Genomic DNA, 21,519 nt, shown 5'->3' with positions numbered 1-21,519 from the left:
CTCACAAAGCCAAAAACGTGAGCGAGGATGGCGCAAATACTGCAACCGCACTTCAAGGAGCGCGACCCATGTTCAAAGGCTCAATGCCAGCCCTCGTCACCCCGTTCAGCAACGGCGAGTTGGACCTGGATACGCTCAAACACTTGGTAGAATGGCAGATAAAGGAAGGTTCGACCGGTCTGGTTCCCGTGGGCACCACTGGCGAAAGCCCGACGCTGAGCCATGAAGAGCACGAAACGGTCGTGGCCGAAGTGGTCAAAGCGGCCGCAGGTCGGGTGCCGGTGATTGCGGGCGCAGGTTCGAACAACACGGTCGAGGCAGTTCGATTCGTCCAGTTTGCCAAAAATGTCGGGGCCGATGCGGCGCTGGTGGTCACGCCTTACTACAACAAACCGACACAGAAAGGCCTGCTGGCCCATTTCCGCGCCCTGCACGATTGCGCCGAGATTCCGATCATCATCTACAACATCCCGGGCCGTTCGATCATCGACATGACCCCCGCGACCATGGGTGAACTGGCAAAGCTGCCACGCATTGTCGGTGTCAAAGACGCGACGGGCGATCTGGCCCGTGTCAGCCAGCAGCGCGCAAGCTGTGGCGCCGACTTCTGTCAGCTGTCGGGCGAAGATGCCACCGCGCTGGGCTTCAACGCGCATGGCGGGGTAGGCTGTATTTCGGTCACGGCCAACGTGGCTCCGAAACTTTGCGCCGAGTTCCAACAGGCCACGCTGGCGGGCGACTATGCCAAGGCTCTGGACTATCAGGATCGCCTGATGCCTCTGCACGAAGCGATCTTCATCGAGCCCGGCCTAGTCGGCGCTAAATACGCGCTGAGTAAACTGGGCCTGTGCAGCACCGAAGTTCGCTCACCTCTGACTGAACTGGAAGACAGCACCAAGACTGCGATCGAAGCCGCGATGGCGCATGCAGGTCTGATCTAAATTAAACGTTCTATTGAAAAGGGCGGCCTCGAATATCGAGCGCCGCCCTTTTTCGTTTGCTGCAAAGGTGCTCAACGTTTGCCGTAGTAGAGCCCAACCACATGCTCCGCCTGCGCGAAGAACAGCCAGCGTGACGCGGCAACCCCAGCCAGGTGAGAAACCACTGCCAGCAGCGCAAGCAGGTGTTTTAGCGCGAGCCCTTCTAACGGGATCGCGATGAAGACGACGGGCAGCGCAAAGGCCAACAGGAATGAGATGATCCGCAGCTTCTCGGCATGTTTGCGGCCAACCACGTGGACGAACTCTCGTAGCAAGTAGTTGGTTCCGGTATGCGGAGGCTCAAACGCCCGCACCGACCCGCGCTGACCCAATCCTGTTGCTGTCCCAAGGTCAGTCCCCGAGCTGGAAAGCGCCTTGTCCCCCTGACGCCAGTACAGAATCTGCACAAGAGCGGCGATCAACAGCAAAGGCAGGGCGACCGAGGTTTGTCCGGCCATCAAGGCCCCTCCGGCCAGGCTGAAGCTGAGGAACATGGCCGGTGTCAGCTTCATGTTCCAACGAGGGATTGTCTTGAGTTGAGTGTAGATCATCGACGTGGTGAACACCGTGGCGAGCGAGAACAACGCGCCGAGCCAACCCAAAAGGCTCCACCTTTCGCCCAGAAAGACCGAGCCGATTGCGAACAGGCCCATCAGGACCAGTGCGATCACCGCGCACCAGCCCTCGCGGCTGAGCCAACTAGAGCGCCATTGCGTGAACGCTTTCCAAGCTCGCTCCGGGTGACCGAGGTGAAAGGTTGATGCAAGCAATCCGCTGACAGCTAACCCATAGGCGATCAGGAAAAAGACAAAGGCGACCCAGCCTGTAACCTCGGGCATTCCGAGGCCAAGGAAGAACAGCAGCCCAAAGCCGAGGCCGGACAAGGTGGTGAAGATGATAACGGAAGGGGCCGGATGCATCAGAGCTTCTCCAGAGTTTTGTCGAGCCAGCCGAGGAACCCTTTGGGTTCTTCCGCGACGGGGGCCAGCAGTGGGGCCAGAATGTCGATCTGGTCCTCGATCTGATCCTTGGGTCTGGGCGGTAGGTATTTGTTGACGGGTTTGGTGCCCATTTCGGGCATCAGGTCCATGCCGTCCCGTTCAGCGACCAGCTTGCTGACGTCGCTGTCTGGATCACCGAGGTCCCCGAAATGTCGAGCGCCGGCTGGGCAGGTGCGGACGCAGGACGGTACCCGATCCACTTCGGGCAGGTTTTCGTTGTAGATGCGATCCACGCAGAGGGTGCATTTCTTCATCACGCCCTCGGCCATATCCATTTCCCGAGCGCCATAGGGGCAGGACCAGGCGCAGAGGCCGCAGCCGATGCAGTCGCTTTCGTTGACCAGCACGATCCCATCCTCGACGCGTTTGTAGCTGGCCCCGGTTGGGCAGACCGTGACGCAGGGCGCGTCTTCGCAATGCAGGCAGGATTTGGGGAAGTGGATCAGTTGGGCAGGGCCCTCGGCCGGAGTGACCTCGTAGGAGTGGACACGGTTCAGGAATGTGCCCGAGGGGTTGCCGCCATAGGCATCCTGATCAGACAAGGGTGCACCGTAGTTTTCGGTGTTCCAGCCTTTGCAGGAAATCACGCAGGCGTGGCACCCGACGCAGGTGTCGAGGTCGATGACGAGACCCATTTTACGTTCAGTAGATTGGGGAAGTTGAGTCATAGCAAGGAACCTCGGCTTTGGTGAGCGGGGCAGGGGGCCAGCCCCCTCTTGAGCCTTCGGCTCAATTCACCCCCGAGATATTTTTGGCCAGATGAAGATTGGATCATTTGCCTACCTTCCACGCGATATCCTTCGGGCCGGTGCCTACGGGGGAATTGATCGGCGCAAATTCGGGTTGGCTTTCGGTATCCGCTGGAGGGGCGGCTTTTTCGATCCTGACTTTCAGGTCGAACCACGCGGCCTGACCGGTGATCGGGTCTGAGTTGGCCCATCGCATACCGTCCCCCTTGGGCGGCAGCAATTCGTGGATCAGGTGGTTGAGCAGGAAACCTTTGGTGGCCTCGGGCGCGTCCTCTTGCAGCGCCCATGCGCCTTTGCGTTTGCCAATGGCGTTCCAGGTCCAGACGGTGTTTTCATTCAGCGCGGCCATTTCCATCACAGGTACGGTGATTTCGCCGTGGGGAGAGGTGACCTTGGCCCAATCGCCGTCTTGCAGCCCGTGTTCGCGCATCAGCTTGGTGGGGACGTAGAGCGGGTTGCGCCCGTGCAGTTGCCTTAGCCACGCGTTTTGGGTGCCCCAGCTGTGATACATCGCCATGGGCCGTTGAGTCAGGGCGTTGACGGTGAAGCCCTCGTTGCCTTGCTGGTCGGTCTCGTACCAAATGGGCAGAGGGTCCATGGCATCCTTGATGCGTTGTCGCAGGTGGTCGGGGGGCTGGTTCGGTCCGTGTCCTTCGGCGGCCAGTTGGAACTTGCGCATCGGCTCAGAGTACAGCTGAAACAGGTAGGGCTGCGGGCTGTCGTAGAGGCCCATGCCGACGGCCCAGTCCTGATATGCGGCGTTCCAAGGTTTGTAGTAATCCGCGCCTTCGGGGATATGCGCGACGTAGAAGCCTCCGTTTTCGATATATCGGTTCAACTGGTCCGGGTTGACCTCTCCGCGTCCTTCCTTGGTGCCATCTTCGCCTCTGAACCCGGCCAGTGGGCCGATGCCGGGTTTGCGCTGGTGATTGACGATATAGTCGGCATAGTCCTTCCACTTGGGTGTGCCGTCTTCGTTGGTGAAGCCCGGCAGGCTCATGCGGTTGGCGAGTTGAATCAGCACCGATTGGAACCCGCGCACGTCACGGTCGGGTTCGACCACTGGCCAGCGGATGGCATCGGCGGCGGCGTCGGCCTCACAGATCGGGCGATCCAGCAGCGAGATACAGTCGTGCCGTTCCAGATAGGTGGTATCTGGTAGGATCAGGTCGGCATAAGCGACCATTTCCGATGAATAGGCATCCGAGTAGATGATATGCGGGATGACGTATTTGCCGTCCTCGGTCTTGGCCGACAGCATCTCCATCACACCTTTGGTGTTCATGGAGGAGTTCCACGACATATTCGCCATATACATGAACAACGTGTCGATCTTGTAGGGATCACCCGCGGCTGCGTTCGAGATCACCATGTGCATCAGCCCGTGGGCCGACATCGGGTTTTCCCATGTAAAGGCCTTGTCGATACGCTGAGCGGTGCCGTCTTCGTCTAGCAACAGGTCCTCGGGGCCGCGCGGGAAGCCAAGGTGAGGGCCTTCCAGTGGGCGGCCCGGGCGGCGGTCTCCGTGCGGAGTGGGGTGCGCCTCGACGGGTTTGGGATAGGGCGGTTTGAAACGGAAACCGCCGGGGACCTCGACCGTACCCAGCAGGATCTGCAGCACATGCAGCGCGCGACAGGTCTGGAAGCCGTTGGCATGGGCCGAGATCCCCCGCATGGCGTGGAAGCTGACCGGGCGGCCCGTCATTTTGCTGTGCTTTTCGCCCCGGAAGTCGGTCCATTCCTGGTCAAGCTCGATGGCCTCTTCAAAGGCGACGCGGGCGATTTCGGCGGCGATGGCGCGGATTTTCTGTGCCGGAATGCCACAGCGCTCGGCCACGTTTTCGGGGGCGTGATCGTCCGAGAGGTATTTCTCGGCCATCTGATGGAAGACCGGGCGGTGAGTCACACCGCCCTTGTCGTAGGTGGCGGACAGATCCGGGCGCACGCCGGGTTTGTCAAAGGCGGTTGGTTCACCGGTCACACGGTCGATCACCAATGGCTTTCCGTCGGCATCGCGCAGGAACAGGCCCTTCTCCGGGCCGTCAGAAGCATTCACCAGAACCGGCGCGTTGGTGTAGCGGGCAAGGTAGTCGAGGTCGATCTTGCCAGCCTTCATCAGCACATGGATCAGCGACAGGATAAACATCCCATCGGTGCCCGGCGTGATCCCGACCCAATCATCGGCAACGGCGTTATAGCCCGAGCGGATCGGGTTCACCCCGATCACCCGCGCGCCGCGCGCCTTGATCTTGCCGATGCCCATCTTGATCGGGTTGCTGTCGTGGTCCTCGGCCACACCGAACAGCATGAACAGCTTTGTATGGTCCCAATCGGGCTGGCCGAACTCCCAAAACGCGCCGCCCATTGTGTAGATGCCGCCCGCTGCCATGTTGACCGAGCAGAACCCGCCATGGGCCGCATAGTTGGGTGTACCAAAATTCTGTGCCCAGAAGCTGGTGAAGCTCTGGCTCTGATCACGCCCAGTGAAGAAGGCCAGCTTGTGCGGGGCAGTCTCGTGCAACTCGTTCAGCCAACCGACGGCAGTGCTGATCGCTTCGTCCCATTCGATCTCGCGGAACTCACCCGAGCCGCGCGGGCCAACGCGGCGCAGGGGTTTGCGCAGGCGCGAGGGCGCGTTGACCTGCATGATCCCAGCGCTGCCCTTTGCGCAAAGCACACCTTTGTTGACCGGGTGGTCGCGGTTACCTTCGATATAGGCAACCTTTCCGTCCTTCATGTGGACATTAATGCCGCAGCGACAGGCGCACATATAACAGGTGGTGCGCCGGATCTCGTCCGAGACTTTCGGGCTGGTGTCGATCTTCGGTTGCTGGATTGTCATCTGGCGTCCTTATGTCGGGGCGGCGGGTCAGGTTAGGAATGTTAGTCCGGCGAGGATAATTCCTGCAATAAAAAGAGTTTCCACGACGATCAGGGCGATGGCTGCGCCTCCGACCGAGAGGATTTGTTTCAGGTTCGTCTTCATTCCAACCGCAGCGATCGCGATCAGAAGCAGCCAGCGGGAGGTCTGGCTGAGCAACTCGGACAGGAAGGGCGGGATCAAACCGAACGAGCTGGCTGCGGCCAGTACCAGAAACCCGATAACAAATCCGGGCAGGATGGGAGGGCGCTTGCCCGCTTCGTCCATGTCAGTGACGTTGCGGATGATCAGCGAGGCGACCAGAACCACCGGGGCCAGCATCGCCACTCGGAACAGTTTGACCAGCGTGGCGGTGTCGCCGGTTTGCTCTGAGATTGAAAACCCTGCGCCCACAACCTGGGCGACATCGTGGATCGTGCCACCCAGAAACACACCGCCCGCCACGTCATCCATGCCCAGCGTGCGCACCAGAATCGGATAGGCGATCATGGCGATGGTCGACAGGACGGTGACGCCCAGAACGGTGAAAATCAGGCGCTCTTCGGATCGTTCATCCTTGGGCAGGATGGCACTGATTGCCATTGCCGCGGACGCGCCACATATAGCGACAGAGCCCGCCGTCAGGAACGCAAAGCGCCATTTGTGACCAAAGAACCGCGCGATCAACAAGCCAAATGCGATGGTGGCCAATACGCCGCCAACCACAAGTGCGATCAGGTCCCAACCCAACCCCATCATCAGCGTCATCGAGATACGCACACCCAAAAGCGCCACGCCAAGGCGCAGCAGGGATCTGGCTGCAAAACCAATGCCGGGGACGGTTTTTCCGTCTTCGCCCAGAAAACTGAGCGCGATGCCAAGCAGCAAGGCCATCAGCATGGCTGGGGTCGCGTAATGCTCCGACAGGAATTTTGCCGTTACAGCAACAGTGATTGCCACCATAACCCCGGGGAACAATGTTCGAGCCGTCTGGGCGACATCCGCGCCGAAGGAGCTTTTGAGTTCAGTCTTACCCAGCATCGGTTCGTTGATCTTTCTTGAACACGTTTATAGTTAAGCGGCAAAGCCGCAGAGGTTATGCAGTAGCTGGATGAGCTGGCTCTTGCGATGAACCCACTTGTTGTGCCTGCACGGCGGTCACGGCGATCATGTGCAGCACATCGTCCGAAGAACAGCCGCGCGAGAGGTCGTTTGCGGGTTTGGCCAAGCCTTGTAGAATGGGCCCAATGGCCTCGGCCCCGCCAATGCGTTGGGCGATCTTATACCCTAGGTTGCCCGCATCGAGGTTGGGGAAGACAAACACGTTTGCTTTCCCTTCCAGTGGCGAATTCTTGGCCTTTTTACTGGCGACCTCTGGCACATAGGCCGCGTCGAACTGCAACTCTCCGTCGATGATCAGGTCCGGCTTAGCGGTTTTGGCAATTTGTGTAGCCTCAACCACCTTGGACACTTTCGGATGGCTGGCACTGCCGCTCGTCGAGAAAGACAGCATCGCAACACGAGGCTCTTTTCCGGTGAGTGTAAGATAGGACGCAGCAGAGGCCTGAGCGATCTCAGCCAACTCGCGTTCGTTCGGATCAACGACCAATCCGCAGTCGGCGAAAATATGGGCGCCCTGAACTGTGTGATGGTCGCGGTCATAGATCATCAGAAAGAAACTGGACACCATATGGGCGTCAGGTGCTTTGCCGATGATCTGCAAAGCGGCACGAACAGTGTCCGAAGTGGTTTCCACAGCACCGCCGACCGTGCCGTCAGCCAGCCCGAGATGGACCAACATGGCGGCGTAGTTCAGACGGTTTTGGACCAGCGACTTCGCAGTCTCAGGCGTTACGCCTTTGTGTTTGCGCAGTTCGAAATAGGCATCGGCAAAGCGATCCAAGTGGGGCGAAGTTGCCGGATCGTGAATGTCTATCCCGGCTACATCGGTTCCGCCTTTTTCAGCCAGCAAAGAGGCAACTTTGGTCTGATCGCCGACAAGGATAATATCGGCTGCATCTTCGGCACGTGCTTTCAACGCACCTTCTACAACACGTGGATCATCGCCCTCAGCAAGGGCGATGATCTTTTTGGAACTGGTCGCAGCCCCGAGAATTTGATGTAGGGGCTTCACCGCGATCAGGCCTCGACTTGCGGCTTCATGTCTGCTGCTTCGATACCCGCAACCGCAACCGGCTTTTTCATCGCGTCGCGGCGGAAAGGCTCACCCAGTTCCTGGTTGATCATGGCTTCGATCAGGGTGGTGATGCCGTTCTTCTGATCTTCGATGGCCTGGTTCAGGGCCGCTGTCAGTTCGTCCTGAGTGCGGGCGACGACGCCTTTCAGGCCACAGGCCTCTGCGATACCGGCGTAAGAGACCTTGGTGTCCAATTCGGTGCCGACGAAGTTGTCGTCGAACCACAGGGTCGAGTTCCGCTTTTCCGCGCCCCACTGGTAGTTGCGGAAGACGATCTGGGTCACGGCGGGCCATTCTTCACGGCCGATTGCCGTCAGCTCGGTTACGGCGATGCCAAAGGCACCGTCGCCCGAGAAACCAACAACGGGCACATCCGGGCAGCCGATCTTGGCGCCGATCACCGACGGCAAACCATAGCCACAGGGGCCGAACAAGCCAGGGGCCAGATATTTGCGGCCTTCCTCAAACGAGGGGTAAGCGTTACCGATGGCGCAGTTGTTGCCGATGTCGGACGAGATGATCGCCTCTTTCGGCAGTGCTGATTGAATCGCTCGCCATGCCATGCGCGGGCTCATCCAGTCCGGCTTGGCGGCACGGGCGCGTTCGTTCCAGGTGGTGCCCGGGTCGTCCTGCTCGTGGTCCATCGAGGTCAGTTCCTGCGCCCAACGCGACTTGGTTTCGGCAATTTTCGCCTTACGCGCATCGCGGCCTTCATCGCCCGCGGTTCCCGAAAGCTGTGCCAGGATACTGGTTGCAACGGTGGCTGCGTCGCCAACGATACCAACCGAGACCTTCTTGGTCAGGCCGATGCGGTCTGGGTTGATGTCGACCTGAATGATTTTTGCGTCAGTCGGCCAGTATTCCATACCGTATCCGGGCAGGGTCGAGAACGGGTTCAGACGGGTGCCAAGGCACAGGACAACGTCCGCTTCCTTGATCAGCTCCATCGCAGCTTTCGAGCCGTTGTAACCCAGAGGGCCGGCAAACAGCGGGTGCGAGCCGGGGAAAGCGTCGTTGTGCTGGTAACCAACGCACACGGGGGCATCCAGACGCTCGGCCAGTTCTTTCGACGCTTCGATGCCGCCTGCTGACAGCACCGTGCCAGCACCGTTCAGAATGACCGGGTTCTTGGCATCGGACAGCAGAGCGGCAGCTTCGGTCACGGCAGAGGCGCCGCCCGAAGGCAGTTCGAATTCGACCACGGCAGGCAGCTCGATATCGACGACCTGAGTGAAGAAGTCACGCGGCACGTTGATCTGTGCCGGGGCCGAGGCGCGCTTGGCTTTGGTGATCACGCGGCTGAGGACTTCGGCCATGCGCGACGGGTCGCGCACTTCTTCCTGATAGCAGACGCAGTCTGCGAACATCCGCATTTGCTCCATTTCCTGGAAACCGCCCTGACCCATGGTCTTGTTCGCGGCCTGAGGGGTGACCAGCAGCAGCGGGGTGTGGTTCCAATAGGCAGTTTTGACGGCGGTAACAAAGTTGGTGATGCCGGGGCCGTTCTGCGCAATCATCATCGACATTTTGCCGGTGGCGCGGGTGTAGCCGTCGGCCATCATGCCGCCAGAGCCTTCATGCGCGCAATCCCAGAAGGTGATGCCAGCTTTCCCGAAAATATCCGAGATCGGCATCATGGCAGAACCGATGATGCCAAAGGCATGCTCGATCCCGTGCATCTGCAGAACCTTAACAAAGGCTTCTTCCGTGGTCATTTTCATCGGTGGCTCTCCAAAACTGAATGCGTGAATTGGCCGGGGGGGTTCAGCCCGGCCTTTGATACGGTTTTGGCGTATGGGTGCGGATGGCGTTAGGGCCAGATGAGGCGGCGGAATACGTCCAGCCGAGGGCTAACTGGCCCGGATCGCATCCGCGATCAGTTTCACCCCGGCCTCGATGCGGTCGGGTGCAATCGAGGAATATCCCAGACGGTAGAAATTCCCAGGCGGCCTTGGCCCCGAAAAGAACGGCGCGCCAGGTTCGATATGCACCCCTTGCGCCTGCAACGTGGCCGCCAGCTGCGCGGTGTCCACATGCGCGGGGGCCTGCATCCATATGGAGGACCCGCCGAGCACGCCGCGCCCCGCGACCTGCAGCGCATGGGTCTGAACGGCTTCGTCCAACGCCTCGCGCCGTTGGGCCAGGGCGTTAGACATGCGCCTGATCTGAGCGTCGTAGTGCCCGAGTGACAGGAAATAGGCTGCCGTGCGCTGAACATGCCCGGGTGGATGCCGCAACACGAGCGACCGCAGCGCGCGTGCCTCGCGGATGAAGGTCTCGGACCCGACCATGTAGCCCAGACGCAACCCCGGAAACAGCGATTTCGAGAAGCTGCCCACATAGACCACCCGCCCGTCGCGATCCATCGACTTGAGCGCGGGTGAAGGTGCGCCTAGATAGGCCATCTCGAACTCGTAGTCGTCCTCAACGATCATGGCGTTCAGCGCGGACGCGCGTTCCAAGAGGGCGGTTCTGCGGCTGACGGGCATGGTGGCCGTTGTGGGGCTTTGGTGGCTGGGGGTGGTAAAGATAACATCGGTGTCGTCTGGCAGGGCCTCGGGCGGCAGACCGTCACCATCCACGCGAATCGGGGCCATGGTGCAATCCGAATGGCTCAGCAGCTCACGCAACGCGTAGTAGCAGGGGTCTTCGATTGCCGCTGTGCGCCCTTTTTTCAAAAGAATGCGCGAGGCCAGCCACAACGCGTTCTGCGCGCCAAGCGTGATCAGGATCTCTTCGGGACGAGCGGTGATGCCTCGGCGTGGCAGGGTGTGGCGGGCAATGAACTCGACCAGCAGCGGGTCGTCCTGATCAGCGTAGTCAGTCGTTAGGGACTCGAAATCCTTGTGTCCCAGCGCCCGAACCGCACATAGCCGCCAATTCGCGTGGTCAAACAGTGTCCGGTCAGCCTGCCCGTAGATGAACGGGTATTTGTAGTTGCGCCAGTCCTGAGGTTTGGTCAGCACATTACCGCCCGAAAACCGCCGGGCCAGCGCGTTGTCCCAGTCGACCGTCTCTTCGCTGCGCGGGACGGGTGTGTATTTCGGCGGGACCGGCGCATTTTCTGATACATAGTAGCCCGAACGCCCTTTGGCGGTCAGGTAGTCATTGGCCAGAAGTTCGGTATAGGCCAGTGTCACCGTAATCCGACTGACGCCCAGATGGGTTGCCAGCTTGCGGGACGACGGTAGCTTTTCCCCAATGTGGAACCGACCCGACAGAATGCCTTCGGCGATCATCTGCTGGATTTGCGCCTGCAGAGTCCCCTGTCCGTTCAGCTCAAGAAAGAAAGTGTCAACCGAGATAGCCATGAGCGCTTATAGATTGGACTTAAGGCGGTGGCAATCTGGACTTACATGCCTCGGAGTGAATTTGTGATGCGGCTTGACGAGTAAATTCGAATCACTTAAATAACTAGAAATCTAGTTTAATGGAGATTTCAGATGTGGGAAACCGCTGCAGCAGGATTTTCGGCCATGGGGTCCGAGGCCCGGTTGAAGGTTCTGAAAACACTTGTGAGGGCCGGGCAGGCCGGTCTAACCGTGGGTGAGATCCAAACGCGCACCGGCATCGCCCCCTCCACCCTTGCGCATCACCTTCGGTTTCTGGCCGCAGGAGGTGTGGTTGAACAGGAAAAGATCGGGCGCACGACGATCAATCGCGCCTGTTTCAACGAGTTGCGAAACCTGGCGCAGTTTATTCTAAGCGAATGCTGCGCAGACGAAGTAGGAAAGGCCGCAAACGATGGCTGAACTATCACAAAACCCAAAAGCCTCGGCCAAACTCGCGCTGGATGTGATCAAAACGCCTTGGGCTTTGATCGTCGCGATACTGGCGTTGGTCGCAGTTTTCGATCCGGGCAACTGGGCTGAGGTCGTAACCTTCGCCGCCAAGGCGCTGGCGCATACGGGCCAGTATATCCTGTTCGCCGTCCTTCTGCTGTCCTATCTCAAGGCCACTGGGGCCGAGGTTATGGTGGCGCGCGCTTTTGAGGGGCGGGAAACCAGGATGATCTTTCTGGCCGCCCTGTTCGGAGGGCTTGCGCCGTTTTGTTCCTGTGAGGTGATCCCGTTCATCGCCGGGCTTCTGGCACTGGGCGCGCCGCTCTCGGCCGTGATGGCCTTCTGGCTCAGCTCACCACTCATCGACCCGCCGACATTGCTGATCACCGCAGGCGCATTGGGGTGGCCCTTTGCCATCGGCAAGGCCGTTGCAGCGGTTGCCTTAGGTCTGTTCGGCGGGTTCGCCGTGCGCCTTCTGATGCGCAACGGAGCCTTCGTTCAGCCTCTGCGGGAATACAAACCCGCCGGTTGCTGTGGCTGCGGCCCCAAGCTGGATGACAAACCCGTCTGGAAGTTCTGGCAGGAACCCGAACGACGTCAGCGTTTCCGCTCTGAGTTCGTTCATAACGGTATCTTCCTGCTGAAATGGTTGGCTCTGGCCTATGTGCTTGAGGCGCTTCTGGTCAGCTATGTGCCAGCAGACCTGATCGCACGCGTTGTCGGCGGAGAAGGTGTGCTGCCCATCGTCGTGGCCGCGCTGGTCGGAATGCCCGCCTACCTGAACTCCTACGTCGCGCCGCCGCTTCTGGCGGGGCTAATGGAGCAAGGCATGACGGCAGGGGCTGCGATGTCCTTCATGGTGGCAGGGGCGGTCAGCTCAATCCCGGCCATGGCTGCGGTCTGGTCACTGGTAAAACCGCGCGTCTTTGCCACCTATTTGACCCTCGGTGTTGGGGGCGCGATTGTCGCTGGAATCCTGTTCCAGATGCTCTGAAATAGAAAACGCCCGGCGTATTGTCCGGGCGTTTTCCTCCGGTTCGTTGGGATCACCCAGCCTCGCAGAACCGAGGCAGTTTGAACCTGTATCGTGCCTCTCCGCTGTCCACGTAGACGCGTTTTTCCACGCAGGCGCTTGTGCCCACCGATTGGGATACTGGCGCCTCGGTCGAGGTGATCGACGTGGCCGTCCCATCCGGCAGGCGAACCGAAGCGATGACCCCGTTCTTGAGATCGCCATTGATCGCTGTGGCCGACAAAACCGGGACGGTCATGAAGGAATGATGCTCATGCTCGCCGTCATCCCCCAGCAGGAACAGGCCGCCGACGATGCAAGCCATGACCGCAGCAGCAGCCAGACCCAAACCCCAGGTTTTCAGGAAGGCGTAGATCGTTACGGCGCGGTGTGGGCCAAAGATGGCAGATAGAATGCTGAGCATGAGAGGTCCCAAGAAAACGCCCCAGTCAGTTTAGACCGGGGCGGGTCAGAAATCAGGGGCGCAGATCGTCTTCGTCTTCGTCGTCCCCACCGCCTTTGGGCAGGTTGAAGAAGCTGTCGGCGTCCACGATCGGATCACTGTCTTCCTTCTCGGCTTCCGGCTCGTCCGACAGCGAGAAGGTTTCCAGACCTTCAATCGCGGTCGGGATCTTCGGCGCTGCATCCATTTCCAGCGACTGCTCGGTCGAGACCAGCTTGCGGCGCTCGTCATCGCTCATCACGCCGCCTTCGGCGGCTTTCTTCGCGGCGGCCTTCTGCACCACGGCGTCCAGTTCGGACTGTTTGCACAGGCCCAAGGCAACCGGATCGATGGGCTGCATGTTGGCGATGTTCCAGTGCGTACGCTCGCGGATCGACTGGATGGTCGGCTTGGTGGTGCCAACCAGCTTGGCGATCTGACCGTCGCTAAGCTCGGGGTGGAACTTGACCAGCCACAGGATCGAGTTCGGACGATCCTGACGCTTGGACAGCGGGGTATAGCGCGGGCCACGGCGCTTTTCCTCGCCCGTTGCCGACGGGTTGAACTTGAGCTTCAGCTTGTGCAGCGGGTTGTTCTGCGCTGCATCGATCTCTTCCTGCGTCAGTTGGTTGTTGGCAAGCGGGTCGAACCCTTTTACGCCAGCGGCCACATCGCCATCGGCAATGCCCTGCACTTCAAGCTCGTGCATTCCTACGAAATCCGCGATCTGCTTAAAGCTGATCGTGGTGTTGTCCACCAGCCATACGGCTGTTGCCTTGGCCATAAGCGGTTTTGCCATCAGCCCGTCTCCTATACATACATCTGTCCCGTCGCCGGAATTCGGCGGCCCCGGGTTTTGGGGCAGGTTTCCGTTGTCGGGGAACTTGGGGTGTATATAGTCGCCGCGACGCAAGAAGGGAAGAGGCGAATGCGCCATGGGTTTTTAGCGCTGGTTTTGTGGGCCATAAGCGCCGTTGCCGCGCTGGCCGAGGGCGAAAAGGCCGGTGAGTTCGACTACTACGTTCTGGCGCTGAGCTGGTCTCCGAACTGGTGCGCGCGCGAAGGGGATGCCCGCGGATCGGACCAATGCGACGCCCGGCATGACCACGGTTGGATTTTGCACGGGCTCTGGCCGCAGTTCCATCAGGGCTGGCCTTCCTATTGCCGCACACCCGAGGCCCCACCGTTGCGCGCAATGACCCGTGCGATGGAAGATATTCAGGGCAGTGCCGGCCTTGCATGGCATCAATGGAAGAAACACGGCACCTGTTCGGGCCTGTCGGCGCGGGGTTATATGGATCTGTCGCGCGAAGCCTATGGTCGCGTGACCCGCCCCGAGGTGTTCCGCCAGCTTGATACCTCGGTCAAACTGCCCGCGTCGATTGTCGAAGAGGCCTTTCTAAAGGCCAACCCTAAGCTCGAGCGCGACATGATCACCATCACCTGCAAACAGGGCTACATCGAAGAGGTGCGCTTGTGCTTGTCCCGCGACCTTGATCCTGTGCCCTGCGGCCGCGATGTCATCCGGGACTGCACGGCCAAAGACGCCCTTTTCGACCCGATTCGTTAAAGCTTTCTGTTCTGACAGTCTCGCGCGTATTCCAGCGCCTTTGCAGTGCCTTTGAGGTCGATGGCCATCACTACTTCGCCTGCCGGGTTGTAAACCGTCATCGTCTTGTTCTGAGCGATCGCAGTGACGAAATTCCGGTCAGTGAAAAAGACGGTCGCGCCGGGGACGTCACGCTCGTTGAAGCCAATGGCGGTGGCGTCATAGCTTTTGCCGTCCAGAGCAAATCGGATCGGATAAGTTTTACCCTGTTCTATATCGCCCCAAGCTTTGTTGTAGACGGCGAAATACCCGCGATTGCCTAGCGCGTCATAACCGATCCGAACGACCGAGAGGTCCTGATAAACCGTCTGGATCAGGCATCCATTGCCCAGCTCGGGGTCCATCATGATGTTCCAGCCATCGACAAAGCCCTTGTCGATCAGTTGCTGCGAAAACGCTGCAGTGGCTGTAAAGGCGGCAAGTGTGAGGGCAAAAAGGCGTTTCATAACTGTTCCCAAAATCAAACGGATAAGGTCATGGCCATAGTACACGCCGCGTGCGGCAGGCAAAGGCCATTCTTGACTGAGGTCGCCGCGAAAGAACACCTATGTGCATGGCTGAACCCGGCTATGCCTCGCTGGGTAGGCGCTTGAAACTCGGCTGCGGCACAATGGCTTTCGCCCCATAAAACAAGGAGCGAGCCATGCCGCAACATCCAAGAACATTCTCCCATATCGGATTGTCCGTCCCAAACGTTGACGAGGCCGTAAAGTTCTACTCCGAAGTCCTTGGTTTCTACGTGATCATGCCACCGACTGATGTGGTAGAGGATGACACGGATATTGGTGTCATGTGCACTGATGTGTTTGGTCCTGAGTGGAAAAAGCTACGTATTGCGCATCTCGCGACTGCTGATCGCATCGGGTTCGAGCTTTTCGAGTTTGACGGGAATTATGTACCGGAAAACAATATCGATTTTCGCCAGAATGGGACGTTCCATTTTTGCGTCCAAGACCCGGATGTCGAAGGCCTGGTAGAAAAGATCGTTGCAGCGGGTGGCAAACAACGGATGCCGATTCGATGTTATTACCCCGGAGAGAAACCCTACCGTATGGTCTATGTCGAAGACCCCTTTGGTATTGTCTTCGAGATTTATAGCCATTCCTATGAATTGACCTACTCGTCGGGTGCTTACACCTGACATGCGAGGCGGATTCTCGTGTGCAACCGGAAGGGGTGAAAGCGTTCCGGTTGCTGTCATATCGCAATGCTCAGAGCTCTTTTCGGGCCCTCAGTGCTGCTGTAATCGTTCCGTCATCCAGATAGTCGAGCTCGCCTCCAATCGGCACGCCTTGCGCTAGTGAGGTCAGGCGGACCTGCCCATCCAACTGATCAGCGATGTAGTGTGCAGTGGTCTGGCCGTCGACGGTGGCGTTCAGGGCCAGAATGATCTCGGTGACGCCTTCGGCCACCACCCGATCCTTGAGGCGGGGAATGCGCAGCTCATCCGGGCCAACACCATCCAGCGCCGACAGCGTGCCGCCCAACACGTGATAGCGGCCTTTGAACACGCCTGAACGCTCCATCGCCCACAGGTCGGCGACGTCCTCGACTACGCAAAGCTCTCCGGTCGCGCGGGCCTCATCGTTGCAGATGTCACAGATGTCGGTTGTGCCCACATTGCCGCAATTCAGGCACTCGCGGGCGGTGATGGCGACCTGCTGCATCACGTCGGACAGGGGCGTTAGCAGCAGGGAACGCTTCCGGATCAGGTGCAGCACCGCGCGGCGGGCCGAGCGGGGGCCGAGGCCAGGGAGCTTGGCCATCAGGTCGATCAGATTGTCGATGTCGCTGTTGGAACTCACGGCCTGTCCTGTCTGGCGCCGGAGGGAGCCTCCGGCGGGAGTATTATTGAAAAGATAAAGATCAGAACGGCAGTTTGATGTCCGCGGGCAGGCCCATGCTTTCGGTCAGCTTTGCCATTTCGGCCTGCGAGCGTTCGGCGGCTTTGGTCTGAGCGTCCTTGATGGCCGCAAGAATCAGATCCTCGACCACTTCCTTGTCGTCGCCATTGAAGATCGACGGGTCGATATCCAGGCCCTTCAGCTCTCCTTTGGCGGTTGCGGTTGCCTTGACCAACCCTGCGCCGGACTCGCCTACAACCATCAGGTTGTTCAGCTCTTCCTGCATCTCGGTCATCTTGGTCTGAAGATCCTGCGCGGATTTCATCATCTTGGCCATATCGCCCAGGCCGCCTAGTCCTTTAAGCATTTAGTGTCTCCTCAAGTGTGATCGCCTCAGGCGAATATATGCTGTGTAAAGTGTCATCCCAGCACATAGCGCAATTGCCAAGCGAATGAACAGGGTAGAATGGCCGACGCACCCGAGGTCGGTGGCCGTGCGGCGCGCATCATTCACTATGTCGGCAACGAAAATATGGCCCGTCCAGATCGCCCACAACAGCGATGTCGCCAAGGCGATCCAAAGGCTCCTTCGCCAAATGGCAAATGCAGAAATGATCAGCAAGGACAGCGACACGGGATGAGACGCTAGAGCAAGTGCCTCGTGCCATTCGCTGACCGTTTCGCCGTTCCATCCGGGGTTAAAGACGTCACATGCTTCGTGATAGACCGCATCGATACGTGCGAAATGCACCTATCAATCCTCCTCAAACGGATCCCATTCATCTTCGACCTCGGGCAGCGCTTCGGTCTCGACTTGGGCGGCGCGTTGTTCTGGTGTTTCGATACGGGTGATTTTGGCCTTGGGGAAACTTGCCAGAACGGCCTGAACAAGCGGATGCGCCGTGGCCTCTTCTTTCAGCGCCAGTTCGGCTTTGTCGCGGATTTCGGCGATCGTCGGAGCGTCACCATCCGACACGATGGATACCGCCCATCTGTTGCCAGTCCAACGTTGCAGGGCCGAGCCCAGCCGTGGTGCAAGATCGGTCGGGGCTTGCGAAGATGGGGTGAATTCGATCCGTCCCGGCTGATAGGAGACCAGCCGCACGCCGTTTTCGACCTCGACCAAAAGTTTGACGTCTCGGTTGTTCCGGATCAGCTCGACCACATGTTCGAAACTTGGGTATCGCGCCAGTGCCGTCTGTGTATCTTGCGCCAAGGCGGCGACTGGTGCGCCGCCGGACCCGCGTGGCGCAGGGGTGTAGCTTGTAGCGGCGCGGGCTTCGACCGGAGCTGCGCCGTTGCTTTGAATGGGCATCCCACCACCAGGGCCGCCACTGGGGGGAGGAGGCGTATCCTGCAACCGTTTTATCAGCTCTTCCGGGCTGGGCAGGTCGGCCACGTGAGTCAGTCGGATCACAGCCATTTCGGCAGCCATCATGGCGTTGGGGGCGGCTGAAACTTCCTCAAGCGCTTTCAACAGCATCTGCCACATCCGGGTGAGAACCCGCATGGGGAGGGCCTCAGCCATTTGCTGGCCGCGGGCGCGTTCATCCGGGGAAACAGTGGGGTCTTCGGCCGCATCGGGGGTGATCTTCACGACCGAAACCCAATGAGTGATTTCAGCCAGATCACGCAGCACGGCCAGTGGGTCAGCCCCTTCGGCATATTGGCCACCAAGCTCGGTCAGCGCCCCAGCTGCATCGCCCCGCAGGACCATGTCCATGAGGTCCAGAACCCGGCCACGATCCGCCAGGCCTAGCATCGCGCGTACCTGATCTGCCGTCGTCTCTCCGGCCCCGTGCGAGATCGCCTGATCGAGCAATGAGGTCGCGTCGCGAGCAGATCCCTCGGCAGCACGGGTGATCAGCGCCAAGGCGTCTTCGGCAATCTCAGCACTCTCCGCCGAGGCGATCTTGCGCAGCAGGCCGATCATATCCTCGGGTTCGATCCGGCGCAGGTCGAAGCGCTGGCAGCGCGACAGAACCGTGACGGGAACCTTGCGAATTTCGGTTGTGGCGAAGATGAACTTCACATGCGCCGGCGGCTCCTCGAGCGTCTTGAGCAGCGCGTTGAAGGCGCTGGTCGACAGCATGTGGACTTCATCGATGATGTAGATCTTGTAGCGGGCCGAGGCAGCGCGGTAGCGGACACTGTCGATGATCTCGCGAATATCATTGACGCCGGTGCGGCTGGCGGCGTCCATCTCCATCACGTCGACATGGCGACCTTCCATGATGGCAACGCAGTGTTCACATTGGCCGCAAGGTTCGGTCGTGGGGCCGCCATTTCCGTCCGGTCCGATACAGTTCATGCCTTTCGCAATGATCCGCGCGGTCGTGGTTTTGCCGGTTCCACGAATGCCCGTCATGACAAAGGCTTGCGCGATGCGGTCCGCCTCGAACGCGTTTTTCAGCGTGCGGACCATCGCATCTTGACCCACCAGATCGGCAAAGGTTTCCGGGCGATATTTGCGGGCGAGAACCTGATAGGCGGGGCTGTCTGAGTCGGTCATGTCTGCTCTGGCGGATTCGGGACGTCACCGCAGCGTAGAGGCCTGCGCCGCCCGCGTCCACATGAGTTGAAGAACGATTTTGTTTTGGAAACCGGCGCGTCAGGGGTACACTCTGCGGATTGTGACTCAAGCCTAGAGCGTTTCGGGTTTAACTTGAGACACGAATACCCTGCCACGCCTGCGGCGTTCTCGGGACATTCGTGTCGCAGGGTGATTCAGATAAAACCCGAAACACATTAAAGTCAGGATCAACGCTTCCGGGGGGATGCTGTCATGACGAATTTGGTCATTCATGCTTTGCAAGTGGGCGGGGGCACACTTGCCCTGACGTCGATGCCGGGAAAGGGCGGCGACTATGCAGGCGACCTTGAAACGATCGGAGATTGGAAGCCGGGCCTCGTGTTGTCGATGACAACCGAGGCCGAGCTGGTCCAGTTCGGAGCCCGCGATTTTGGCCGCGACGTTCAGGGTCGCGCCAGCCGCTGGGTGCACTTGCCGATTCAGGATTTCGGCGTTCCACCGTCAGAGGTTGATGCGCAATGGCCCGATGTCAGTGCCGCGGCGCGTCAGGCTTTGTCTGGCGGAGGGCGCGTGCTTGTCCATTGTCAGGGCGGATGCGGTCGCTCTGGCATGGTTGTGCTGAGATTGATGATCGAATGCGGTGAGGCTCCAACCCAAGCGCTGGACCGGTTGCGCAAGCTGCGCCCCTGCGCAGTCGAAACCGATGCGCAGAAGCACTGGGCCATCTTGCCCGCCCGAGTTTTGGCGGATTCTTAAGCCGACAGTTGCAGTTCCGCCGGGGCCGGTTTGCGCGGCGCAATCACTGATGCCTCGAGCATGGCGCAGGGCAGGGATGTCATCGCTGCGCTCGGCAGGCCGCTCGCGTCGGTACCAAACATCAGGTCGGCATAGCGATCGAGTGTCTCGCTGTCGGTATCAGGGTCCGCTCCGCAGTAGACCCGCACCTGAGACTGGCTGGCCCGGAATCGCGCATGGCAGCCGTCCGAGCAATGGGTCAGGTCACTGCTGCCTTCGATTTCAAAGTCCGATGTGGTCGCCGGACCAGCTTGGTCCAGTGCATCAACCATTGAACGCGCCAGCCGCGCCAGTGCCGGGCAAGTTTTGCCCGTATGTTGGCAGATGGTTGCTGAGAACCTATGTGTCTTCGTCTTCCAGATCATCCTGCGCCCTCCGCGCGGTGGACAGGGGCTGGGATCAGGTGGGGCAGATAGGGTCTGTCACGGCCTGCCCGGACACCCCGCCCGAGTTTGGGTTATGTTGACGATGGCAGGTCTCCTGACTTGCGGGTCACTGCTCTGCCGACCTTCCCGGCCTTTCGGCCAGTGGCTCTTCGACATCGCTCACCGCTTACAGTTGCGGGGGCAGTCGCGGATTTGGTTCGTCCCGAGCAAGCCGGGGAAAACCGCACCGTGTTCCCTTTTCATCCCGACCTCTTGTGACAGCCGGGAACCATCACACCATCGCTAGCGTTCAAAACCATTCTGAGTCAAGTTGAACTTTCTGCGCTGCGGAAAGCCGATCCGCAAAGTGGACGCGTGGTCAAGCTGGATCGCAGTTGACTCGCATGGGCTGTCTGAGGTCAAGTTGTGATGTGAACTCATCAGTTCAGTTTTCCGCCGAGGATGCCCATGTTGGATTCAAACCAAACAGAGCTGATCGAAGATGTTCAGATCCCGGTGGGGGATGGCGCCCTGTCCGGGCGGATCTACCGACCCGTGGGGCAGCCCGAAACCGTAGTGGTGATCAACAGTGCGACGGGAGTTCCGCGTGACTACTACAAGCATTTTGCAAAGTGGTTGGCATCGGATCGGGATATTGCCTGTCTGATCTATGACTACCGGGAATTCGGGCATTCGAAATCGGGTCCGCAGCGTCGGTCGAAAATCTCGATGGCGGATTGGGCGTTGCAGGACATGCCAGCCGCGCGGGCCGAGATGCGCCGACGGTTTCCGCTGGCGCAACAATGGTCGGTTGGGCATTCGCTTGGAGGGATGCTGGGGCCGGTGCAGCCGGATATCGACAAGATTGATCGCATGATCTGCGTCTGTTCCGGCCTTGTGAAATTGGGTGATCACCCTTGGCCATACCGCGCTCTGGCAGGGTTGTTCTGGTACGGTCACGTGCCTCTGGTCGTGCGCGGCATGGGGTATTTGCCGGGCAAGGCACTGGGGTTTGGAACAGACCTACCGCCTAAGGTCTATTGGCAATGGCGCAAGTGGTGCACCGCACCGCAAAGCTATCTGCCCGAGATCGGAGACACCCTGCCGCAAGCTACATGGAAAGAGGCTAACGTTCCCGTCGACCTGTTTGCCTTCACGGATGATGAGATGGTCCCCGAAGCTGCCGTTTGGCGGTTGGCCGAACTATACGGGCCTAAAGCTCGGCGGCACCTGTTGGCACCAGAAGAATTTGACGTTCCGGAAATCGGCCATATCGGTGTGTTTGCCCGCCGCAATGCGGCGCTCTGGCCCCGATTGATCGCTTGATTGGGGGCGCCGGCGGACCGGCGC

Annotated in this window: 22 protein-coding genes and 1 riboswitch; of the genes, 7 read left to right on the top strand and 15 right to left on the bottom strand. The window is 59.6% G+C overall.

Features of this window, described 5'->3' with window-relative positions:
• Positions 1-68: 68 nt before the first annotated feature.
• Entirely contained in the window at positions 69-941 is an 873-nt protein-coding gene (dapA, locus tag ACP15L_RS06485) for a 4-hydroxy-tetrahydrodipicolinate synthase (protein ID WP_425083554.1), read from the top strand.
• A gap of 71 nt (positions 942-1,012) precedes the next feature.
• Here dapA and ACP15L_RS06480 read toward each other — a convergent pair whose 3' ends face one another.
• The 7 genes from ACP15L_RS06480 to ACP15L_RS06450 all read right to left on the bottom strand — a co-directional run bounded on the left by ACP15L_RS06480 (position 1,013) and on the right by ACP15L_RS06450 (position 11,098).
• Entirely contained in the window at positions 1,013-1,900 is an 888-nt protein-coding gene (locus tag ACP15L_RS06480; protein ID WP_425083553.1) for a dimethyl sulfoxide reductase anchor subunit family protein, read from the bottom strand.
• A complete protein-coding gene (locus ACP15L_RS06475; protein ID WP_425083552.1) occupies positions 1,900-2,649 on the bottom strand; it encodes a 4Fe-4S dicluster domain-containing protein in 750 nt (249 codons plus the stop codon). Before ACP15L_RS06475 ends, ACP15L_RS06480 begins: the two co-directional genes overlap by 1 nt.
• Before the next feature lie 103 nt (positions 2,650-2,752).
• Positions 2,753-5,572 carry a molybdopterin oxidoreductase family protein gene (locus ACP15L_RS06470; RefSeq protein ID WP_425083551.1) on the bottom strand — a complete coding sequence of 940 codons (2,820 nt, stop codon included), beginning with the start codon at positions 5,570-5,572 and terminating at the stop codon, positions 2,753-2,755.
• Between the two features lie 27 nt (positions 5,573-5,599).
• A complete protein-coding gene (locus ACP15L_RS06465) occupies positions 5,600-6,631 on the bottom strand; it encodes a YeiH family protein (RefSeq protein WP_425083550.1) in 1,032 nt (343 codons plus the stop codon).
• Between the two features lie 55 nt (positions 6,632-6,686).
• On the bottom strand, positions 6,687-7,724 hold the full coding sequence (pta, locus tag ACP15L_RS06460) for a phosphate acetyltransferase (protein WP_425083549.1): 1,038 nt from the start codon (positions 7,722-7,724) through the stop codon (positions 6,687-6,689).
• A gap of 5 nt (positions 7,725-7,729) precedes the next feature.
• A complete protein-coding gene (xsc, locus tag ACP15L_RS06455) occupies positions 7,730-9,508 on the bottom strand; it encodes a sulfoacetaldehyde acetyltransferase (protein WP_425083548.1) in 1,779 nt (592 codons plus the stop codon).
• Positions 9,509-9,637: 129 nt separating this feature from the next.
• Complete coding sequence (locus tag ACP15L_RS06450) at positions 9,638-11,098, bottom strand: PLP-dependent aminotransferase family protein (RefSeq protein ID WP_425083547.1); 1,461 nt, start codon at positions 11,096-11,098, stop codon at positions 9,638-9,640.
• 132 nt (positions 11,099-11,230) lie between these two features.
• Between ACP15L_RS06450 and ACP15L_RS06445 the strand changes: the two genes are divergently transcribed.
• Together ACP15L_RS06445 and ACP15L_RS06440 are read left to right on the top strand one after the other, a co-directional pair.
• Entirely contained in the window at positions 11,231-11,539 is a 309-nt protein-coding gene (locus ACP15L_RS06445; RefSeq protein WP_170375462.1) for an ArsR/SmtB family transcription factor, read from the top strand.
• A complete protein-coding gene (locus ACP15L_RS06440) occupies positions 11,532-12,563 on the top strand; it encodes a permease (RefSeq protein WP_170375460.1) in 1,032 nt (343 codons plus the stop codon). Before ACP15L_RS06445 ends, ACP15L_RS06440 begins: the two co-directional genes overlap by 8 nt.
• Positions 12,564-12,615: 52 nt before the next feature.
• Here the strand turns inward: ACP15L_RS06440 and ACP15L_RS06435 are convergent, their stop codons facing one another.
• Both ACP15L_RS06435 and ACP15L_RS06430 read right to left on the bottom strand, forming a co-directional pair.
• Positions 12,616-13,005: a hypothetical protein gene (locus ACP15L_RS06435; protein WP_425083546.1), complete on the bottom strand. Its 390-nt coding sequence runs from the start codon at positions 13,003-13,005 to the stop codon at positions 12,616-12,618.
• Between the two features lie 52 nt (positions 13,006-13,057).
• Entirely contained in the window at positions 13,058-13,822 is a 765-nt protein-coding gene (locus ACP15L_RS06430; RefSeq protein ID WP_170666041.1) for a DUF1013 domain-containing protein, read from the bottom strand.
• Between the two features lie 129 nt (positions 13,823-13,951).
• Here ACP15L_RS06430 and ACP15L_RS06425 point away from each other — a divergent pair, with 129 nt between their 5' ends.
• A complete protein-coding gene (locus ACP15L_RS06425) occupies positions 13,952-14,593 on the top strand; it encodes a ribonuclease T2 family protein (protein ID WP_425083545.1) in 642 nt (213 codons plus the stop codon).
• On the opposite strand, the gene ACP15L_RS06420 is transcribed toward ACP15L_RS06425, so the two are convergent.
• Positions 14,590-15,078: a hypothetical protein gene (locus ACP15L_RS06420; RefSeq protein ID WP_425083544.1), complete on the bottom strand. Its 489-nt coding sequence runs from the start codon at positions 15,076-15,078 to the stop codon at positions 14,590-14,592. The two genes, ACP15L_RS06425 and ACP15L_RS06420, sit on opposite strands and share 4 nt — an antisense overlap.
• Before the next feature lie 197 nt (positions 15,079-15,275).
• On the opposite strand from ACP15L_RS06420, the gene ACP15L_RS06415 reads away from it, so the two are divergent.
• Positions 15,276-15,773 (top strand): lactoylglutathione lyase family protein, encoded by a 498-nt coding sequence (locus ACP15L_RS06415; RefSeq protein ID WP_425083543.1) that lies wholly within the window; start codon positions 15,276-15,278, stop codon positions 15,771-15,773.
• 70 nt (positions 15,774-15,843) lie between these two features.
• Here ACP15L_RS06415 and recR read toward each other — a convergent pair whose 3' ends face one another.
• From recR to ACP15L_RS06395, 4 genes are all read right to left on the bottom strand, one after another.
• Positions 15,844-16,437: a recombination mediator RecR gene (gene recR, locus ACP15L_RS06410; protein WP_425083542.1), complete on the bottom strand. Its 594-nt coding sequence runs from the start codon at positions 16,435-16,437 to the stop codon at positions 15,844-15,846.
• A 61-nt stretch (positions 16,438-16,498) separates the two neighbouring features.
• On the bottom strand, positions 16,499-16,843 hold the full coding sequence (locus ACP15L_RS06405) for a YbaB/EbfC family nucleoid-associated protein (RefSeq protein WP_170328851.1): 345 nt from the start codon (positions 16,841-16,843) through the stop codon (positions 16,499-16,501).
• Positions 16,844-17,227 (bottom strand): hypothetical protein, encoded by a 384-nt coding sequence (locus ACP15L_RS06400; RefSeq protein ID WP_425083541.1) that lies wholly within the window; start codon positions 17,225-17,227, stop codon positions 16,844-16,846. It lies immediately after the preceding gene.
• A 3-nt stretch (positions 17,228-17,230) separates the two neighbouring features.
• Positions 17,231-18,988 carry a DNA polymerase III subunit gamma/tau gene (locus tag ACP15L_RS06395; protein ID WP_425083540.1) on the bottom strand — a complete coding sequence of 586 codons (1,758 nt, stop codon included), beginning with the start codon at positions 18,986-18,988 and terminating at the stop codon, positions 17,231-17,233.
• Between the two features lie 273 nt (positions 18,989-19,261).
• Between ACP15L_RS06395 and ACP15L_RS06390 the strand changes: the two genes are divergently transcribed.
• Entirely contained in the window at positions 19,262-19,765 is a 504-nt protein-coding gene (locus tag ACP15L_RS06390) for a protein-tyrosine phosphatase family protein (protein WP_170666034.1), read from the top strand.
• On the opposite strand, the gene ACP15L_RS06385 is transcribed toward ACP15L_RS06390, so the two are convergent.
• Positions 19,762-20,169 carry a hypothetical protein gene (locus ACP15L_RS06385; RefSeq protein WP_170666032.1) on the bottom strand — a complete coding sequence of 136 codons (408 nt, stop codon included), beginning with the start codon at positions 20,167-20,169 and terminating at the stop codon, positions 19,762-19,764. The two genes, ACP15L_RS06390 and ACP15L_RS06385, sit on opposite strands and share 4 nt — an antisense overlap.
• Before the next feature lie 87 nt (positions 20,170-20,256).
• A riboswitch (cobalamin riboswitch) is annotated at positions 20,257-20,478 on the bottom strand.
• Positions 20,479-20,637: 159 nt separating this feature from the next.
• On the opposite strand from ACP15L_RS06385, the gene ACP15L_RS06380 reads away from it, so the two are divergent.
• Positions 20,638-21,495, top strand: coding sequence for an alpha/beta fold hydrolase (locus ACP15L_RS06380; RefSeq protein WP_425083539.1), 858 nt, complete (start codon positions 20,638-20,640; stop codon positions 21,493-21,495).
• Positions 21,496-21,519: the final 24 nt, after the last annotated feature.

The sequence above is a fragment of the Ruegeria profundi genome (genome assembly GCF_049800715.1).
Classification (GTDB): Bacteria; Pseudomonadota; Alphaproteobacteria; order Rhodobacterales; family Rhodobacteraceae; genus Ruegeria; species Ruegeria profundi_A.
The sequence above is the reverse complement of the archived record's forward strand: the minus strand, read 5'-3'. Positions and strand labels throughout refer to the sequence as shown.

Excerpts from the sequence above, each read along its gene's own strand:
- ACP15L_RS06425 (WP_425083545.1), top strand. The coding sequence starts at position 13,952 with ATGCGCCATGGGTTTTTAGCGCTGGTTTTGTGGGCCATAAGCGCCGTT.
- ACP15L_RS06430 (WP_170666041.1), bottom strand. The coding sequence starts at position 13,822 with ATGGCAAAACCGCTTATGGCCAAGGCAACAGCCGTATGGCTGGTGGAC.
- ACP15L_RS06380 (WP_425083539.1), top strand. The coding sequence starts at position 20,638 with ATGTTGGATTCAAACCAAACAGAGCTGATCGAAGATGTTCAGATCCCG.
- ACP15L_RS06475 (WP_425083552.1), bottom strand. The coding sequence starts at position 2,649 with ATGACTCAACTTCCCCAATCTACTGAACGTAAAATGGGTCTCGTCATC.
- xsc (WP_425083548.1), bottom strand. The coding sequence starts at position 9,508 with ATGAAAATGACCACGGAAGAAGCCTTTGTTAAGGTTCTGCAGATGCAC.
- ACP15L_RS06440 (WP_170375460.1), top strand. The coding sequence starts at position 11,532 with ATGGCTGAACTATCACAAAACCCAAAAGCCTCGGCCAAACTCGCGCTG.
- ACP15L_RS06480 (WP_425083553.1), bottom strand. The coding sequence starts at position 1,900 with ATGCATCCGGCCCCTTCCGTTATCATCTTCACCACCTTGTCCGGCCTC.
- ACP15L_RS06415 (WP_425083543.1), top strand. The coding sequence starts at position 15,276 with ATGCCGCAACATCCAAGAACATTCTCCCATATCGGATTGTCCGTCCCA.
- ACP15L_RS06390 (WP_170666034.1), top strand. The coding sequence starts at position 19,262 with ATGACGAATTTGGTCATTCATGCTTTGCAAGTGGGCGGGGGCACACTT.
- ACP15L_RS06470 (WP_425083551.1), bottom strand. The coding sequence starts at position 5,572 with ATGACAATCCAGCAACCGAAGATCGACACCAGCCCGAAAGTCTCGGAC.
- dapA (WP_425083554.1), top strand. The coding sequence starts at position 69 with ATGTTCAAAGGCTCAATGCCAGCCCTCGTCACCCCGTTCAGCAACGGC.
- ACP15L_RS06395 (WP_425083540.1), bottom strand. The coding sequence starts at position 18,988 with ATGACCGACTCAGACAGCCCCGCCTATCAGGTTCTCGCCCGCAAATAT.
- ACP15L_RS06420 (WP_425083544.1), bottom strand. The coding sequence starts at position 15,078 with ATGAAACGCCTTTTTGCCCTCACACTTGCCGCCTTTACAGCCACTGCA.
- ACP15L_RS06405 (WP_170328851.1), bottom strand. The coding sequence starts at position 16,843 with ATGCTTAAAGGACTAGGCGGCCTGGGCGATATGGCCAAGATGATGAAA.
- ACP15L_RS06465 (WP_425083550.1), bottom strand. The coding sequence starts at position 6,631 with ATGCTGGGTAAGACTGAACTCAAAAGCTCCTTCGGCGCGGATGTCGCC.
- ACP15L_RS06385 (WP_170666032.1), bottom strand. The coding sequence starts at position 20,169 with ATGATCTGGAAGACGAAGACACATAGGTTCTCAGCAACCATCTGCCAA.
- ACP15L_RS06435 (WP_425083546.1), bottom strand. The coding sequence starts at position 13,005 with ATGCTCAGCATTCTATCTGCCATCTTTGGCCCACACCGCGCCGTAACG.
- ACP15L_RS06445 (WP_170375462.1), top strand. The coding sequence starts at position 11,231 with ATGTGGGAAACCGCTGCAGCAGGATTTTCGGCCATGGGGTCCGAGGCC.
- ACP15L_RS06450 (WP_425083547.1), bottom strand. The coding sequence starts at position 11,098 with ATGGCTATCTCGGTTGACACTTTCTTTCTTGAGCTGAACGGACAGGGG.